Here is a 16,177-nt window from a genome sequence, read left to right on the forward strand (position 1 = left end):
GGTACGAGGGGGTCAGCCGCCGGGACGGACGAGCAGGTTCCGCGGGGCGCGGGTGATCAGCCCGGTCCGCTCCGGCCGGAAGCCGTGGGCGAGCCGCAGCCGGGGCATGGCGTCGAGGAGCGCCCGTACGGAGTACTCGGCCTCGAGCGCCGCGAGCAGGACCGCGGGGCAGGAGCCGCTGCCGTAGGTGAGCTGGCCCGGGTCGTCGCGCGGCGGGTCGTAGCGGTCGGGGTCCCGGAAGCGCTCCGGGTCCCGGCAGGCGGCTCCGATCAGCAGGGCCACCGGCTCCCCCGCCGGGATCGTGCCGCCGCTGACGCGTACCTCGGCGGCGGTGCGGCGGACGGCGATCTGCACGGGCGGGTCGTGGCGCAGCGATTCGGTCCAGGCACGGGCGATCTCTTCCGAGGGCGCGTCGCGCAGCTCCCTCGCGCGCTCCGGGTCGGCGAGGACGTGGGCGAGGAAGGAGGCGAGGGCCTTCTCCCGTACCGAGATCTGGCTGGTGCACTGGCCGGCGAGCGCGGAGGCGGCGCGCCCGCGGACCAGGCGCATCATGTCCCGGTAGGGCACGCCGACGGCGGCGGCGACGGTACCGGCGGGCAGCCAGTGGCAGTAGTCCGCGACCAGGTCCGCGTTCGGCCGGTCGGCGATCCGGCGGGCGAGGACATGAGCGGTGCGCGCGGTGACGCTGCGCAGCTCGGCCTCGTCGACGTCGGCGTGCGTCTGGGCGCAGGGCGGGTCGCCGGGCCGGTGGCCGTGGGTGAACCGGGCGTCGGTGAGGGCGGTGGCGACGTCGGCGTACCGGCTGAGGACCCAGGCGCGCAGCAGCGGGTCGAACGTGAGCGGGAACTCCTCGCGCAGCACCCGGTGGACGCGGTACGGGTCCCGGGTGGCGCCCGGGTCGAGGGGGCTGGGTGCGACGGTGCGGCTCCGCGACGGCCCGGCGGCGGGGTGCGCGGTCACCCGCGCGCGTCCGCCGGACGCCTGCGCCCGGGCGCGCGGGGCGGGTCCCGGTTCCATGGGCGGCACCTCCGCCCAGGCGTCGCGCCATATCCCCGAGTTCGACTCGTCGCTCATCGCGTCCCCTGTCGGTCCACCGTGAGTACGTCTCCCCACCCCACCACCGAGTGGGAGCCATCGCAGCCCGTATACCGCCGTACGGGTGAAGTGCGACCTCACCGCCCGGTGAAGCGGGCAAGCAGCAAGGCGATGTCGTCGTCCGCCGAGCCCGGCACGAGCGTCGTGAGGAGGCTGTCGCACAGTCCGGTCAGGGACGGGTGGGGTTGGGAGAGGAGGTGGACGAGTTCGGCGAGGCGTTCGTCGATGTCGCTGCCCCGGGACTCGATGAGGCCGTCCGTGTACAGAACGAGGAGACTGCCCGGTTGCAGGGTGGTCTCGCTGGTGGTGAAGCGCGTGCCGCCCACGCCGAGCGGGGCTCCGGGCGGCAGGTCGAGGAGAGCGGCGGTGCCGTCGGGGCCGACGACGGCGGGCGGCGGGTGGCCGGCGCGGACGACGCGGCAGCGGCCGGTCGTGAGGTCGATCACGGCATACAGGAACGTGGCGAGCATCGGCTCCGCGAGGTCGTCGAGCGCGGCTTCCAACTGATGGATCAGTTCCTCGGGTTCGAGGTCGAGCCTGGCGAGCGCCCGGACGCTGGCGGAGAGCCGTCCCATCACGGCGGCGGCAGGGGTGCCGTGGCCCATGACGTCGCCGATGAGCAGGGCCGCCCTCCCATCCGGCAGATCGAGCACGTCGTACCAGTCGCCGCCGACCTCGTTGACATCGCTCGCGGGCAGGTAGCGGTGGGCGACTTCGATCCCCGGCGGCGGGGTGATGTGCTGGGGAAGCATGCTCCGCTGCAGGGTCAGTGCGGTGTCGTGCTCGCGGTGGTAGAGCCGGGCGTTGTCGATGCTGAGGGCGGCGCGGGTGGCGAGCTCGGTGGCGAGGCTCATGTCGTCGGACGTGAAGGGCCCGGCCGGACGCGTCCGGTAGAAGGTCGCCACGCCGAGTACCAGGTCCCGGGCGAAGAGCGGGACCATCATGAACGAGTGCACGCCGAGCCGCAGCAGCTGCGCGGGCCGGCTCGTGTGACGGGCGGCGGGGGCGATGGCCGCCTCGTCGAGGACGGCCAGGAGGAAGGGCTGGCGTCTGGCGAGGGTCTGGGTGTACGGCGCCGCGGCCGGGAATTCGAGGGTGCGGCCGAGCGGGGCGAGGACGTCGGTGACCACGGAGCCGGTCAGCGGGGCCTTGCCCAGGCGGCGCAGGGCGACACCGCCGGTCAGGCCCATGCCGGGGTCGTCTCCGCGGGCGAGCGAGTCCAGGACGTCGACGGTGACCGCGTCGGCGAGGCCGGGAGCGGCGAGATCGGCGAGTTCCTGGGCGGTGCGCTCCAGGTCCAGGCTGGAACCGATCCGGATGGACGCCTCGCTCAGGAGTGCGAGCCTGCGTCGCCCGGCCTCGGCTTCGGTGTGGGCGCGCTGCTGGTCGGTGATGTCGAGCAGGGAGGCGATGACTCCGATCGGCCGGCCGGCCGGGTCCTCCACGCGGACGTAGGAGCACGACCACACCCGGTCGCGGTCGCGATCGGCCGGGGTGCGGCCGATGCGGCGGCGGTCCAGCACAGGATCCCCGCTCTCCAGGACCTGCCGCATCGCCGCCTCCATGTCCTCGGCGTTCACCTGGGGCAGCAGCTCGGACAGGCGCCGGCCGACATGAGCCGACTCCGACAGGCCGTTCATCCTCTCCAGAGCCCGGTTGACCCGCAGGAACCGCAGCTCGGTGTCCAGGACGGCGATACCGACCGGAGAGCGTGCGAACAGCCCGTCCCAGACGGCCGACGATCCACGGATCCGCCGTGCGGCGTGGGCCTCGGCGGCGAAGAGCAGGACCGCGGAGGCATCGTCACGCCGGTCGGGAACGGGGCTCGCCCAGATCTCCACCTCCACCGGGTGCCCGTCGCGGTGCCACGCGGTGACCGTGCCCATCACCCCACGCCCGCCGGCGGCGGCCTCCCACAGGGACCGGCCGAGACTTCTGTCCGCGCCCGGGTGCAGCAGCTCGGCGATGTGCCGTCCGATCACCTGCTGCGGCTTGAAGCCGAGCAGTTCCTCGGCGGCCCGGTTCCAGCGGACGATCGTTCCGTCGGCACTGGTGGTCACCTGTGCCACGGGCAGCGCACCCAGCCAGCCTCCGGCGTTCTGGGCCGCGCCGCTGACGAGCTCCTCGACCGGATTCGGCTCGCTCATCCCGCGCCTCTCCGCAGAGCGCGCTCACCCCGCGCCTCTCCGTTCCCGGAGCCGCCCGGGCGGGGCAGTCCGCCGGATGCGCGTCCTCCACGCTGTCCATCGTCACACCGGCAGCACCGGACCGCTCCCACACACGCGCCCGCGGTGACCGCACGAATCCGGCGGATCACTCAACGAAGCGCGAGCGTCAATCACGTTCGCCGCTCGCGGGGCGCGGTGCGACTCGCGCCCCGCGGATGCGACGAAGGGGGGTCAGACGAGGACCTTCCCCTCCTCCACAGCGCTGGACGGCAGCGTCGGCACGGCCGTCCCGGCCGGCCGCTTCGGCCACCACACGCGGTCGCCGAGGAGGGCCATCGCCGACGGGAGGATCACCGCCCGCAGCACGATCGCGTCGAAGAGGACCGCGACGGTCAGTCCCACCGCGATCTGCTTCATCTCGACGCGGTCGATGAAGAGGAAGCCGGCGAAGACCGAGACCATGATCACCGCCGCGCTCGTCACCACGCTCGCCGACCCGGCGATCCCGTCGACCACCGCCTCCCTGGTCGGCACACCCCGCCGTACGGCCTCCCGGATCCGGCTCACGACGAAGATCTGGTAGTCCGTGGAGAGTCCCACCAGGATCGCGAACACCATCAGCGGCGTACGGGAGCCGACGAAGCCCAGCGACTCGAAGCCCAGCAGGCCCTCCGCCCACGTCCCCTGGAAGACCAGGGTGAGCACGCCCCAGGCGACGAGGACCGCGGCCAGGTTGAGGACCGTGCCGAGCGCCGCCGCCACCACGGAGCGGAACGCGCCGTACATGATCGCCAGCGTGGCGAGCGAGACGAAGAGGACGACCCAGGGGAGCCGCCGCTCCTGGTGCGCCGCGTAGTCGGCACCGGCCGCGATCTCTCCGGAGACGGCCCACTGGAGCCCGGGCGTGCCGTCGACGGCGGCGGGCAGCAGGCGGTCGCGGACCTGGGCCAGGGACCGGGCGGCCTCGGGCGAGTTCGCCGCGTACGGGACGGGCAGCGCGAGCAGCGCCGTACGCCCGTCCTCCGCGACCCGCACGACCGGCGCCCTGTCCTGCGCGAAGAGCGCGTCGCCGCGGGTCGCCGCGCCCAGCTTCCGCAGGGGCGCGGCCGGATCCTCGCCCCGTACGAGTACGAGATGCGCGGGCCCCTCGGACGGGAAGGCCCCGACGAGCCGGTCGTACGCGGCGACGGCCGGGATGCTGTCGGGGAACGTCTCCTTGCCCTCGGTGCCGAGCCGCATGCCGAGCGCGGGCGCGGCCAGCGCGACGGTCGCGGCGACGCCCGCCACCAGCGCCACGAGCGGGCGGCGCACGACCGGGCGCAGCAGCGCGGCCCACACGCGCCCTTCGCCGCCCCCGCGACGGCGCCGGGCGAGCCGGCCGCCGTCCGTCCGGTGGCCCAGCGTGGCCAGCAGCGCGGGCAGTACGGTCAGCGAGCCGCCGACCGCCACCAGCGTGACGAGGATGGCCCCCGTGGCGATCGACGAGAAGATCACGTCCCCGACGAGGTACAGCCCCGCGAGGGAGAGCGCCACGGCGAACCCGGAGTCCACGACGGCGCGTCCCGAAGTCGCCGCGGCCAGCTCGACGGCCCGGGCGTGCGAGAGCGTGCCGCCCGAGCGCTCGCGCTCCTCGCGGGCCCGCTTGAGGTAGAAGAGCGAGTAGTCGACGCCGACCGCCATGCCCATCATGAAGATGACGCTGAGCGCCGCGCCGCCCGCGTCCGGGAAGACCCAGGAGGCGAGCCCGTACAGACCGACCGCCCCGGCGAAGGAGAAGAGCGCGAGGAGGACGGGGATTCCGGCGGCGAGGATCGCGCCGAAGACGACCAGGAGGATGAGGAAGGTGACCGGGAGGCTGATCATCTCGGTCCGCCGGAGCTCTTGGCCCTGCCGGTCGTTGACCGCGACGGAGACGGAGGCGCTGCCGGTCTGTTCGATCGTCAGGCCCGGGTGGGTCCGGCGGACCTCGGCGGTCTGGGCGAGGAGCTTCTCGACGTCCCTTTTCGCGGTCTCCCGGTCGCCTCGCAGGGTGACCGCCACCCGTACCGCCTCGCCATCGCGTGAGGCGACCGGCGCGTCGACCTTCTCGACGGCCGGGAGCGCCTCCATCCGCCGGCGGATCTCCTCTGCGGCGGCCGAGGGTTCGTCCCCGGCCGTCCGGGGTGTGCGCTCGATCAGCACCTGCTCGACCGGCGGCGGTGTCAGTCCGCTGCCGGAGGCCATGGCCTCCGCCCGGCCCGCTTCACCGATCCAGAAGTCGGCGAACGTCCCCTTGTTCGTGCCCACGGCCGCCCCGGCGCCGACGCAGACGGCGAGGAGGAGCACCCAGCCGGCGATCGCCTTCCCCGGGTGCGTCGCACACCACCGTGCGGTCCGGACCGCGACCGGGACTGGCACCGTGCCGCCGTGGGACCCCGGGGATGCCGGGTGCTGCTGACCTGTTCTTCTCATGGTGGTCAGCCTCCCGTCGGAGGTGCCGTGCGGTCACTGGTGGACTCCGGTGGACCGCAGGGGGGTTAGCCCCACCCGTAGGGGAACCCCTGACGAACAGCGGGGAGTTCGGACATCCGAGAGCTCAGAGGTGCTGGGGGCTCAGAGGTGCTGGGGGCTCAGAGCTGCTGGGGACCCAAAGGTGCTGGGGATCCAGAGGTGCCGGGGATTCCGACGTGCGGTGAGCGTCAGCGCACGGAGAGCCGGAAGGACATCTGTCCGAAGCCGACCATGTCCCCGGCCCGGACGGCCACCGCGCCCGTGACCCGGCGTCCGTTCACGACGGTGCCGTTGGTCGAACCGAGGTCGCGCAGCACCCAGAACCCGTCCTGGAGGGAGAGTTCGGCGTGCATCCGCGAGACCGTCTCGTGGCTGAGCCGCAGCCCGTTCACCGGATCACGGCCGATCCGCAGCGGGTACGGACCCGGCTCGGGCAGCAGCAGCTTGGGCAGCCGCTCGGCGTGCCAGGCCCGGCCGAGCTTGGCCGTGAACGCGGACATCTTCTCCACGGCGCCCACCACGCGCCGTGTCCAGCCGGACTCGGTCCTCAGATCGGCCGTGAGAAGGGCGAGTTCGTCCGGGCTCTGGGCGACGAGCGCCCGCTCCATACGGAACACGAACGTGTCGTGCGAGATCCTGCCCTGGGCGGCACCCTCGCGGAGCAGCACCAGCGCACGGTCCCGCTCGGCGTCGGAGAGCCGAGCGGGGTGCGTGGAGAACTCGAAAGGCGTCGTCACAACGTGATTGTCGGCCCGACGGGCCCGAAGTGTCCAGAACGGGGCGGCACAGGGCCGCGGAGGCCTCGCGGACGCCTCCCTCACCACCTGTGACCTGGTCCGGACCCGCCCGGGGAAATCTCGTACCGCCCCGACCAAGATCGCTGCTACGGTCTGCGGACTCGACTCCCAGGGGGAACCACGACGTGACCACGTCATCGACCGGCACGCCCGACGGCGTGACCCTGCGCCCGCTCTCCGGACCGGATGAGCTGGACCTCTTCTGCAAGCTCAGCTACGTCCTCGACCACGAACTCGAGGGCGACCTCGCCACCGGCCGCCGCGTGCCCGCGTGGATGTGGGTCGCCCTGCGCGGCGACCGCGTCCTGGCCAGGCTCGCCTGGTGGACGAAGAAGGCGGGCGGCGAACCGCTCTTCCTCGACTTCTTCGACCTCGACCCGGAACTGCCCGAGCAGGAGCGCGCCGAGATCGGCCTGCGCCTGCTGGAGACGGCGACCGCGGCGGTCGTGCCGGCGGGAGCCGCCCGCCCGGAGTTCGGCCGCTTCCTGCCCGCGGACTGGCGCGAGGTTCCCGAGACCCGCGCGCGCCTGGAGACGCTCTTCGGCGTCCTGGAAGCCTCGGGCGCCCGCCCCCTGGTCGAGCGGCTGCGCCTGGAGTGGCTGCCCGGCACGCCCGTACCCGGGCCGACGGGCCGGCTGGAGTTCCGGCCGGTGCGCGACCGCGAGGACCTGGTCGCGCTGATGACCCCGGTCATGGAAGGCACGCTCGACGCCCACGGGCAGGCGGACCTCGCCTCCGGCCTCTCGCCCCGCGAGGCGGCGGAGCAGCACTACGACGAGGAGTTCGCGCACTACGCCTCGCCCCAGGAATGGTGGCAGGTCGCCCAGCTGCCGGGGACCGGCGAGCCGGTCGGCTTCGTCGTGCCCGCCCGGAACAACTACAACCACACGATCGCCTACATCGGTGTGCTCCCCGCACACCGCGGCAAGGGCTACATCGACGACATCCTCGCCGAGGGCACCCGCATTCTGGCCGCCCAGGACGTGCCCCGCATCCGTGCGGCGACCGACCTGAGCAACGTGCCGATGGCGAACTCCTTCGCCCGCACGGGGTACACGACCTTCCAGCGGGCGATCGACTTCGTATGGGACACGCCGGGCGCGGCCCCCTCCTGACTGCCAGGATGGACGCCGTAGCCGCTGCGCCAGGGTCGCGGCTCATGGTGCGTGTGGTACCCATCGACGAGGGGATCGGCCGGTGCTGTTCGAGGTGTGGGCCCCGCGGGCCCGTGACCGGGTGACGCTGGAGCTGAACGGAACCGGACACCCGCTGGAGCGGGACGCCGAGCGGGCCGGCTGGTGGACCGGAGTCGTACCGGCCGGGGACGGTGACAGGTACGGCTACTCCCTGGACGGGGGGCCGGTGCTCCCCGACCCCAGGTCCCGCCGTCAGCCGGACGGCCCGGACGGCCTCAGCGCGGTCGTCGACCACTCCGCGTACGTCTGGTTCAACGAGGCACCGAGGCTGCGGCTGCGCGCCGCCGTCCTGTACGAGCTGCACGTCGGGACCTTCACCCCGGACGGCACCCTCGACGCGGCGGCGGAGCGGCTCGGGGAGCTGGCCGGGCTCGGGATCACCCATGTGGAGCTGATGCCGCTCTGCCCCTTCCCGGGTCGGCACGGCTGGGGGTACGACGGCGTGGCGCCGTGGGCGGTCCACGAACCGTACGGCGGGCCGACGGCGCTGAAGCGGTTCGTCGACACGGCGCACGGGCTCGGGATGAGCGTGGTCCTGGACGTGGTCCACAACCATCTCGGCCCGTCCGGGAACCATCTGCCGTCCTTCGGACCGTACTTCACCGACACCCACCACACGCCGTGGGGCGCGGCGGTGAACCTGGACGCGCCTGGTTCGGACGAGGTCCGCCGCTATCTCCTGGACAGCGCGCTCGCCTGGTTCCAGGACTACCGGATCGACGGGCTCCGCCTGGACGCCGTGCACGCCCTGGTCGACGACCGGGCGCTGACGTTCCTGGAGGAGCTGAGCGAGGCGGTGGACGAGCTGGCCCGGGAGCAGGGCCGCCAGCACTTCCTGATCGCCGAGTCGGACCTCGCCGACCCGCGGACGACGACCCCGCGCGTCTCGGGAGGGCTGGGTGTCCACGCCCAGTGGAACGACGACTTCCACCACGCGCTGCACACCGCTCTGACCGGCGAGTCCCAGGGCTACTACGGCGACTTCGCGCACGCCCCGCTGGCCGCGCTCGCCAAGACTCTGACCCATGTCTTCTTCCACGACGGCACATACTCGACTTTCCGGGGCCGTCACCACGGGCGTCCGGTGGACCGGGTCCGTACGCCCGCGCACCGCTTCCTGGGCTACGCCCAGACGCACGACCAGATCGGCAACCGGGCGCAGGGCGACCGGCTCTCGGCGACCCTCTCCCCCGGGCTGCTCGCCTGCGCGGCGACGCTGGTCCTGACGGGGCCCTCGGTGCCGATGCTCTTCATGGGCGAGGAGTGGGGCGCGACCACACCGTGGCAGTACTTCACCGATCACACCGATCCGGAGCTGGCGGAGGCCGTACGACAGGGCAGGCGGCGGGAGTTCGCCGAGCACGGCTGGGCGGAGGAGGACATCCCCGACCCGCAGGACCCGGCCACCCGGGACCGCTCGGTCCTCGACCGTACGGAACGCGAACGGGCCCCGCACAACCGGCTCGGGGCCTGGCACCGCGAGCTGATCGCGCTGCGCCGGACGCTGCCGGACCTCACCGACCCGGATCTGGCCGCGGTGCGGGTCGCCTTCGACGAGGAGGGCCGCTGGCTGGCGTTCCGCCGCGGGGTGCTGCGGATCGCGGTCAACCTGGGCAAGGAGGCGGCGGAGATCCCGCTCGGCACGAACGGCCGCGACCGGGTCCTCGCCGCCTGGAGCCCGGTCGACGCCCCGGGCCCGGACGGTCTGCTGCGCCTCCCTGCTGAGTGCGCGGTGGTACTGACGGACGGCTGAGCAGTGCGGGGCGCGCCGGAAGCGGGGCCGGGGCGCGCCACAGGCGGGGCGGGGTGCGCCGGAAGCGGGGCCGGGGCGCGCCACAGGCGGGGGCGGGGCGCGCCGGAAGCGGGGCTCGGCTCACCCGCTCCTGCTGGCCCCTGCCCCCTGACCGCTTCCCCGGCGCTCCTCACGCCTTCGTCACTCCACGATCGCCATCTCACGCGGAGTGTTGTTGAAGCGACGGCCCGGACCGGCCTCCGTCACCGTCACGATGTCCTCGATCCGCACCCCGAAGCGGCCCGGCAGATAGACGCCCGGCTCGATGGAGAAGCACATGCCCGGCACGACGGGCCGCGCCTCGCCCTCGATCATGTACGGCGGCTCGTGGGTCGTGACGCCGATGCCGTGGCCGGTGCGGTGGATGAAGTACTCGCCGTAGCCCGCGTCCGTGATGACCTTGCGGGCCGCCCGGTCCACGTCCTGGCAGGCCACGCCGGGCCGGACGGCCTCGAAGCCGGCCTGCTGCGCCTCCCGCACGAGGTCGTGGACGCGCTGCTCCTCGGCCGTGGGCTCGCCGACGTGCACGGTGCGGGTCGTGTCGGAGCCGTAGCCGTGCTTGAGGCCGCCGAAGTCGAGCACGACCATGTCCCCGCGCCGGATGACCCGCTCCCCCGCCTCGTGGTGCGGGTTGGCGCCGTTGGGTCCGGAGCCGACGACGGTGAAGTCGACCTGCGAGTGGCCGAAGCGCATGAGCAGCGCGGCGAGGTCCGCCGCCACCTCGGTCTCCCTCCGGCCGGCGAAGGCGACCTTGAGGATCTCTCCGTACGCCTGGTCGGCCGCGGCGCCGGCCGCCGCGATCCGCTCCAGCTCGTGCGCGTCCTTGACCGCCCGCAGCATCGGCAGAGCCTCGGTCAGCGACACGTAGGAGGTCGAGGGCAGTTGCTTCTGCAGCCCGAGCAGATGCATCGCCCAGGCGTTGTCGCTGACGCCGAAGCGTCCTCCGGTGTCGAGGAGAGGGGCGGTGACGGTGTACGGGTCCTTGCCGTCGGTCCAGTCCCGCAGGGTGAGCGCGGCGGCGCCCGGGGCCTTCTCGGCGTCCGGCGCTTCGAGCGTCGGCACGACGAGGACCGGGGGCCGGCCGGCGGCGAGGACGAGGACGGTGAGCCGCTCGGTGATCGCGGTGGGCTGATAGCCGGTCAGGTAGACGAGGTCCGGGCCGGGGGCGACGAGGACGCCGGCGAGTCCGGCGTCGGCGGCCGACTCGGCGGCGCGGTCCATCCGGGCCCGGTAGTCCTCGGCGGTGAACGGCTCGGGCGTACGGGTCTCTGACGTACGGGACTCGGGCGTACGGGACTCGGGTGCAGGGGACTCCGGCGTACTCGACATGGGGTCATCCTGCCGGTCGGGGGCGGGGGGCGCGACCCGTCAGCGCGGTTCCCGGCCGTCGTGTCCCGGGCCCTGGGCGATGAGGTGTTCGAGCAGTTCGTGGAAGTCCTCGCCGACGACGATCCGCAGCTCTCCGCCGTCCTCGTCGTGGTCGCTGAGCTGGGTGAGCCTGCCGCCGCGCCACCAGAAGACGTACGGGCTGATGGCGCCGGGGGTGTCCTCGTAGCCCGAGGCGGCGAACGAGGCCATGGCGCCGAGCGCGGGGACGATGGTGGTGTCCCTGATCGGGTGGAAGGCCAGCTGGTGCCGGAACGGCAGCGCGACCAGGGCCCCGTGCTCGCCGAGCGGCCGCCCGGTCACGCGCCGGACTACGGCGTCCAGGTCGAGGACGCGGCTCGCGGTGTAGAAGGAGTCGCCGAGGATCACCTCGAAGCACATGCCGTCGGCGTCCCGTACCGTCTCGTGGGCCTCGACGGGCAGCCCGCGCAGGTTGGCGAGCGCGCGGTCGCGCAGCTCCCCGACGTCGCCGAGCGGTTCGAGTGCCTCGTCCGTCAGCATCATGACGCTCTCGGGGAGGTCGAGGGCGAGGATCTCGTACAGTCCGGGCGCGACGCTGCGGGCATACCCGAAGGTCCCCGGGTCGATGCCTTCGCCGCTGACCACCCGGGGGTAGAGCTGGGCGCGGATCTGCTCCGGCCGGAGGGTGTCGAGCGCGGAGGGGCCGTCCATGGTGCGCAGCACCAGGCTCACATGGCGGCGGATCAGCGTGGGCCAGACGCGTGGGCCGCGCCGGTCGTTGTGGCAGACGGCGGCGAGGTTGCCGAGGCCGAAGGCGCGGCCGTCGGAGTCGCGCACCGAGTCGGCGTAGACGGTGACTTCGAGTCCGAGTTCGGCGAAGGCCTCGCGGACGCGGCTGCGGAAGAGAGCGGCCTCGCGCTGCGAGAAGTACGAGAACTCGGGGTCCCTGGGCGCCTCGTCACCGTCGCGCCTGGGTCCTCGCCGGAACAGCCCCACGTCCGCCCGCCTTCCTGCTCGCCGTGGCTCCAGCCTAGGGGGTGTCCCCGGTCAGGGGACCAGCCGTCCGGCCAACTCCGCGGCCGGGCCGAAGGGTTCGGAGCCGGTGTGGAGGAGTTCGACGCGGTGGACGAGGCGCGGGGCGCTCAGCGATACGGCGACGGCTCCGGCGATCGTCGCGGCGAGGGAGACGGGAAGCAGGGTCAGTCCGTGACCGGCGGCGGCCAGGGCGCCGAGCAGGCGTGAATCGATGCCCTCGTGGCGCAGGGCGGTGCGGAAGCCGTGGCCGGAGGGGCCGCCGTGCGCGGAGCGCAGCCGGTCGAGCGGGACGCCCGCGTCGGAGGCGTCGAGCCGGCGGGCGCCGACGAGGTCGGCGAGCCGCCGGCCGGGCCGGCCGGCGAGCGGATGCCCGGCGGACAGGACCACGGCGACCGGTTCCTCGCCGATGCGGAGGGCGGTGAGCGGCGCGACGTCGGGCAGCCGCAACGGATCGCTGGGGGCGGCGAGTCCGTCGACGAGGCCGAGGCCGACCGGAGCCGGCGAGCGACGGGACGAGGCCGCATCCGATCGTGCGGGCACTGGCGAGGGCGGCCACGGACCACGCCCGCCGCCCTCCGGCCCGTCCCGTCAGCCCCTGGGCAGGCCCGTCCCGCTAGCCCATGGGGACGACGAGGTGGGCGCGGTCCCTGCCCCGGGCGACGAGGCGGGCGTTGGACTCGTCGGAGTCGCGGACCCAACGCTCGGCGTGGGCACGGTCCTTGCCGAAGCGGACGTGCCGTTCGACGAGCCGGGGCACCCGGCGGTCGTCGTCGAGCTCCAGGAACCAGGCCTCGTCGAGCAGGGGCAGGACTCCGGCCCACGCTTCCTCGTCGTGGAGCAGGTAGTTCCCCTCGGTGACGACGAGCGGGACCTCCGGCGCGACCGGAATCGCTCCGGCGACCGGTTCCTCCAGGGCCCGGTCGAAGGCGGGGGCGTAGACCGTGGTGCCGGGCCGTGGGGTGCGGAGCCGGCGGAGCAGCGCGGTGTACCCGGCGGCGTCGAAGGTGTCCGGCGCCCCCTTGCGGTCCGCGCGTCCGAGCCGCTCCAGTTCGCCCTGCGCCAGGTGGAAGCCGTCCATGGGCACGAGGGCGGCGAGCCCGTCGAGCCGGGCGACGAGCCGTGCAGCGAGCGTGGACTTGCCCGCTCCGGGCGCCCCCGCGAGCCCCAGGATCCGCCGCTCGCCGGGGACGGCGAGGAGCCGGGCGCGGTCGGTGAGCTCGGCGAGCAGCTGGGCGTCCATGCGGTGCATTGTCGCACCGCGTGGCGCCTCGCTGGTCATACGTATAACCTTGAGGTATGTCCCTCATCGCTCTCGTCACCCTCGTCGTCCGTGACTACGACGAGGCCCTCGCCTTCTACACCGGCCCGCTCGGCTTCGACCTCGTCGAGGACACCGCCCGCGACGACGGCTCCCGCTGGATCGTCGTCCGCCCCGCCGGAGCCGCCGCCGGTACGGGCCTGCTCCTGGCCCGCGCGAAGAGCGCGGAGGAGGAGTCCGCCGTGGGCCGCCAGACGGGCGGCCGGGTCGGCTTCTTCCTCCACACTGACGACTTCGCCCGCGACCACACCCGGATGGCCGGCGCGGGCGTCCGCTTCCTGGAGGAACCCCGCCACGAGCCGTACGGCACGGTGGCGGTCTTCGAAGACCTCTACGGCAACCGCTGGGACCTGCTCCAGCCGAAGGACTGAGGTGGCGGGCGCCTTGGTGAGCACCTCCGTCAGGGCCGCGATGCTGTGGTCGCCGTGGCCGGCCTCGACCGCGCGTGTCAGCAGGTCGTGGAACGGCTTGTGCCATTCCGCGTCGAGGCCCGCCTCCTCCGCGAACCGGGCGTCGTCGGCGGCTCCGGCGAGGAAGATGTTCACCGAGGACCCCGATGCCCCGTAGTCCCCACGGTCGATCTCGTCGGCGAAGAGGGGCAGCACCGAGTTGATCATCTCGAACCACTTGACGCTGAACCTCACCATCGAGGAGACCTCGAGCCCTCTCGCCCGGAGCGCCGCCGCGCCCTGGAAGAAGCCGACGAGGGCGGGCAGGAGCGTGCCGCCCACCGCCATCTCGTACAGCGCCGCGAGGTCCGGCTCGGCACCGAGGTAGACGGTGTCGCCGCCCAGCACCCGCAGGGTCGGCTCGAACTCCTCGAAGACACCGCTGTCGCCGCCGTAGTAGAGGAGGGTGCCCTCCGCACCGACGGCCGACGGCACGTTCTTGACCGCCCCGTCGAGGTACCGCACCCCGTGGGCCCCGGCCCACGCCGCCGTCCGGCGGGCACCGGCCGGGGAGCCGCTGTTGAGGGTGACCAGTGCCCGCCCCCCGAGCGCGGCGGCGGCCGGCTCGAGGGCGGCGACGGTGTCCTCGTAGGTCGTCAGACAGGCGATGACGAGCCGGCTCGCCGCGACCGCCTCCTCGACCGTCCGCGCATGAACGGCCCCCTTGGCCACGAGCGGTCCGGCCTTCGACGGGGTCCTGTTCCACACGGTCGTCGGGTGCCCGGCGTCGACGAACGCGTCGGCGAGCGCGCTGCCCATCGAGCCGAGGCCGACGACGGTCACGGAAATGGGGTGGTGCCCGGCCATGTGTCGCTCCTGTCCGCGATGTCGGTGCGACCTCGGTGCGAGGTCCGCTCCATGCTGCGCGGGCACGAACCGGTGGACAAGTACTGACAATATTGTCAGGTACCCACAACTTTGTAAGGAACGGCCGGGGACGGAGGAAGGGTCAGCGTCTGCCCCTCCGCAGCCAGTTCTGCACCTTGCCGGGCTCGGGAAGCACCTCGGGGAACGTCGCCGGGGCACCGCCGCCGTACGAAGGTCCGGCGCTGTGCGGCTCGAGGTCCTTCAGACGCGCCTGCCACGGACCGTCCGCCATCATCAGGTGGACGACGACCGGTCCCTCCGGCAGCGGCACCGTCTCCCGCCGTCTGCCGATCTCGTTGACGGAGGACCCCACGTCCGGGAGCGTGGTCGGGTCGTCGTGCCCGGCCAGTTCGTAGACGTAGATGATGAGGTTCTCGCTGCCGCGGTAGCGGATGGCGAAATCGGCCGTCCCTCCGGTGTGCAGGAGGACATCGGGACCGAAGCCCTCCATGTCCGCCTCCGTCAGGCGCCGGGCCGCCGCCAGCGGCTGGACCTGGAGCCGCCACGGTCCGTCGGCCCTGAGCCGCAGTCTCAACCGCCCGTTGTCCGGGACCATGGCGATCACCCGGCCCCGGAAGTTGTCCTCGGTGCTGTTGATGAGGCTCGATTCTTCCTTGTTGAACCGAGTGAGGGGCCACAGGCCGGTGTACGCGTCCTTGGCGTCGACGGCGAGGTCGACCACGACCGGCCCCGGCGGGAGCCCGTTCACCGTGATCACCTCGCCGTCCCGTCCGGTCTGTGTGTACGGCTCGAAGACGGGGCCGAAGGTCCAGTCCGGCGCGGGCTGCGGGGCCGCGGGATGCGGGGCCGCCGGCTGCGGCACGGGCTGCGGGACCGCTGCCGCGGGGACAGCAGGCGGCATACCGGCCGGCGGTTGGAACGGCACGGGGGCCGGGGCCTGGAAAGGCGCGGGGGCCGGGGGCTGGAAAGGCGCCGGAGCCGGGGGCTGGAACGGCGCGGGGGCCGGGGGCTGGAAAGGCGCCGGAGCGGGCGGCTGCTGAGGCCCTGGAGCAGGAGCCTGGAAGGGAACGGGAGCCTGGGCCGCCCCGGCCGGCGGCTGGAAAGGCACCGGAGCGGGGGGCTGAGCCTCGGCCGGGGCTGTGGGAGCGTGGTCCGCGACGTCGACGCCGTGGTCCGTCGCCAGACCGGCGAGGCCGTTCACATAACCCTGGCCCACCGCACGGAACTTCCAGCCCCCCGCCCGCCGGTACAGCTCTCCGAGCACCATCGCCGTCTCACCGCCGGCATCCGTCACCTCGTACCGCGCCACCGAGGTGCCGTCCGGGGCGAACGCCTCCACCGACAGCCCCGGCATGTCCCGCATCGATCCGGTCTCCGTCGACCCGACCACCAGAACGCGGGCGATCTCCCCCTCGACAGCGGTGAGGCCGGCCTCCAGCCACACCGTGCCGCTCTCCTCCCCCAACAGCCTTACGGCGCCCGACGGATGGACCGGCGCCCCGTGGAACACGATGTCGCCGTCCCCCCGGACCCGCCCCTGCTCCGTCAGCAGCAGCACCGCGACGTCGACCCCGTTCCGCACCGCGATCCGCAGCGGCACCGTCGGAACGAAGGCGTTGCCTCCCTTGATCATTTCCCCTCCCCAAAATGGATCACTCCTGG

At 73.4% G+C, this 16,177-nt stretch carries 12 protein-coding genes and 1 pseudogene; 3 read left to right on the forward strand and 10 right to left on the reverse strand.

The window, feature by feature from the left end; all coding sequences use genetic code 11:
* Positions 1–12 precede the first annotated feature (12 nt).
* From ACFVGW_RS24505 to ACFVGW_RS24520, 4 genes are all read right to left on the reverse strand, one after another.
* Positions 13–1,074, reverse strand: a complete 1,062-nt coding sequence (locus ACFVGW_RS24505; RefSeq protein WP_385853479.1) for a cytochrome P450 — start codon at positions 1,072–1,074, stop codon at positions 13–15.
* A gap of 98 nt (positions 1,075–1,172) precedes the next feature.
* The gene (locus ACFVGW_RS24510; protein ID WP_385853480.1) at positions 1,173–3,242 is read right to left on the reverse strand and encodes a SpoIIE family protein phosphatase; all 2,070 of its coding nucleotides are present in this window, start codon (positions 3,240–3,242) and stop codon (positions 1,173–1,175) included.
* Positions 3,243–3,494: 252 nt separating this feature from the next.
* Positions 3,495–5,714, reverse strand: coding sequence for an MMPL family transporter (locus tag ACFVGW_RS24515; RefSeq protein ID WP_385853481.1), 2,220 nt, complete (start codon positions 5,712–5,714; stop codon positions 3,495–3,497).
* 227 nt (positions 5,715–5,941) lie between these two features.
* Complete coding sequence (locus ACFVGW_RS24520; RefSeq protein ID WP_352186909.1) at positions 5,942–6,490, reverse strand: DUF1707 and FHA domain-containing protein; 549 nt, start codon at positions 6,488–6,490, stop codon at positions 5,942–5,944.
* A 185-nt stretch (positions 6,491–6,675) separates the two neighbouring features.
* Here ACFVGW_RS24520 and ACFVGW_RS24525 point away from each other — a divergent pair, with 185 nt between their 5' ends.
* Positions 6,676–7,665, forward strand: a complete 990-nt coding sequence (locus ACFVGW_RS24525) for a GNAT family N-acetyltransferase (RefSeq protein ID WP_385853482.1) — start codon at positions 6,676–6,678, stop codon at positions 7,663–7,665.
* 82 nt (positions 7,666–7,747) lie between these two features.
* Entirely contained in the window at positions 7,748–9,499 is a 1,752-nt protein-coding gene (gene treZ / locus ACFVGW_RS24530) for a malto-oligosyltrehalose trehalohydrolase (RefSeq protein WP_385853483.1), read from the forward strand.
* 180 nt (positions 9,500–9,679) lie between these two features.
* Here the strand turns inward: treZ and ACFVGW_RS24535 are convergent, their stop codons facing one another.
* From ACFVGW_RS24535 to ACFVGW_RS24550, 4 genes are all read right to left on the reverse strand, one after another.
* Positions 9,680–10,759 carry a M24 family metallopeptidase gene (locus ACFVGW_RS24535; RefSeq protein WP_385853578.1) on the reverse strand — a complete coding sequence of 360 codons (1,080 nt, stop codon included), beginning with the start codon at positions 10,757–10,759 and terminating at the stop codon, positions 9,680–9,682.
* A gap of 147 nt (positions 10,760–10,906) precedes the next feature.
* Positions 10,907–11,881, reverse strand: a complete 975-nt coding sequence (locus ACFVGW_RS24540) for a hypothetical protein (RefSeq protein WP_385853484.1) — start codon at positions 11,879–11,881, stop codon at positions 10,907–10,909.
* Positions 11,882–11,932: 51 nt separating this feature from the next.
* Positions 11,933–12,460, reverse strand: coding sequence for a LysR family transcriptional regulator substrate-binding protein (locus tag ACFVGW_RS24545; RefSeq protein WP_385853485.1), 528 nt, complete (start codon positions 12,458–12,460; stop codon positions 11,933–11,935).
* A 73-nt stretch (positions 12,461–12,533) separates the two neighbouring features.
* Entirely contained in the window at positions 12,534–13,169 is a 636-nt protein-coding gene (locus tag ACFVGW_RS24550) for a nucleoside/nucleotide kinase family protein (protein ID WP_385853579.1), read from the reverse strand.
* A 47-nt stretch (positions 13,170–13,216) separates the two neighbouring features.
* Here ACFVGW_RS24550 and ACFVGW_RS24555 point away from each other — a divergent pair, with 47 nt between their 5' ends.
* Positions 13,217–13,609: a VOC family protein gene (locus tag ACFVGW_RS24555; RefSeq protein ID WP_385853580.1), complete on the forward strand. Its 393-nt coding sequence runs from the start codon at positions 13,217–13,219 to the stop codon at positions 13,607–13,609.
* An 18-nt stretch (positions 13,610–13,627) separates the two neighbouring features.
* Here ACFVGW_RS24555 and ACFVGW_RS24560 read toward each other — a convergent pair.
* Positions 13,628–14,494 (reverse strand): annotated as a pseudogene (locus ACFVGW_RS24560) (NAD(P)-dependent oxidoreductase); the annotation flags it as partial.
* Positions 14,495–14,636: 142 nt separating this feature from the next.
* Positions 14,637–16,148: a TerD family protein gene (locus tag ACFVGW_RS24565; protein ID WP_385853486.1), complete on the reverse strand. Its 1,512-nt coding sequence runs from the start codon at positions 16,146–16,148 to the stop codon at positions 14,637–14,639.
* Between the last annotated feature and the right edge of the window lie 29 nt (positions 16,149–16,177).

Origin of the sequence: Streptomyces sp. NPDC127129 (genome assembly GCF_042671585.1) — a bacterium.
Taxonomy (GTDB): Bacteria; Actinomycetota; Actinomycetes; order Streptomycetales; family Streptomycetaceae; genus Streptomyces.

Excerpts from the sequence above, each read along its gene's own strand:
- ACFVGW_RS24505 (WP_385853479.1), bottom strand. The coding sequence starts at position 1,074 with ATGAGCGACGAGTCGAACTCGGGGATATGGCGCGACGCCTGGGCGGAG.
- ACFVGW_RS24510 (WP_385853480.1), bottom strand. The coding sequence starts at position 3,242 with ATGAGCGAGCCGAATCCGGTCGAGGAGCTCGTCAGCGGCGCGGCCCAG.
- ACFVGW_RS24515 (WP_385853481.1), bottom strand. The coding sequence starts at position 5,714 with ATGAGAAGAACAGGTCAGCAGCACCCGGCATCCCCGGGGTCCCACGGC.
- ACFVGW_RS24535 (WP_385853578.1), bottom strand. The coding sequence starts at position 10,759 with ATGGACCGCGCCGCCGAGTCGGCCGCCGACGCCGGACTCGCCGGCGTC.
- ACFVGW_RS24550 (WP_385853579.1), bottom strand. The coding sequence starts at position 13,169 with ATGCACCGCATGGACGCCCAGCTGCTCGCCGAGCTCACCGACCGCGCC.
- ACFVGW_RS24555 (WP_385853580.1), top strand. The coding sequence starts at position 13,217 with ATGTCCCTCATCGCTCTCGTCACCCTCGTCGTCCGTGACTACGACGAG.
- ACFVGW_RS24565 (WP_385853486.1), bottom strand. The coding sequence starts at position 16,148 with ATGATCAAGGGAGGCAACGCCTTCGTTCCGACGGTGCCGCTGCGGATC.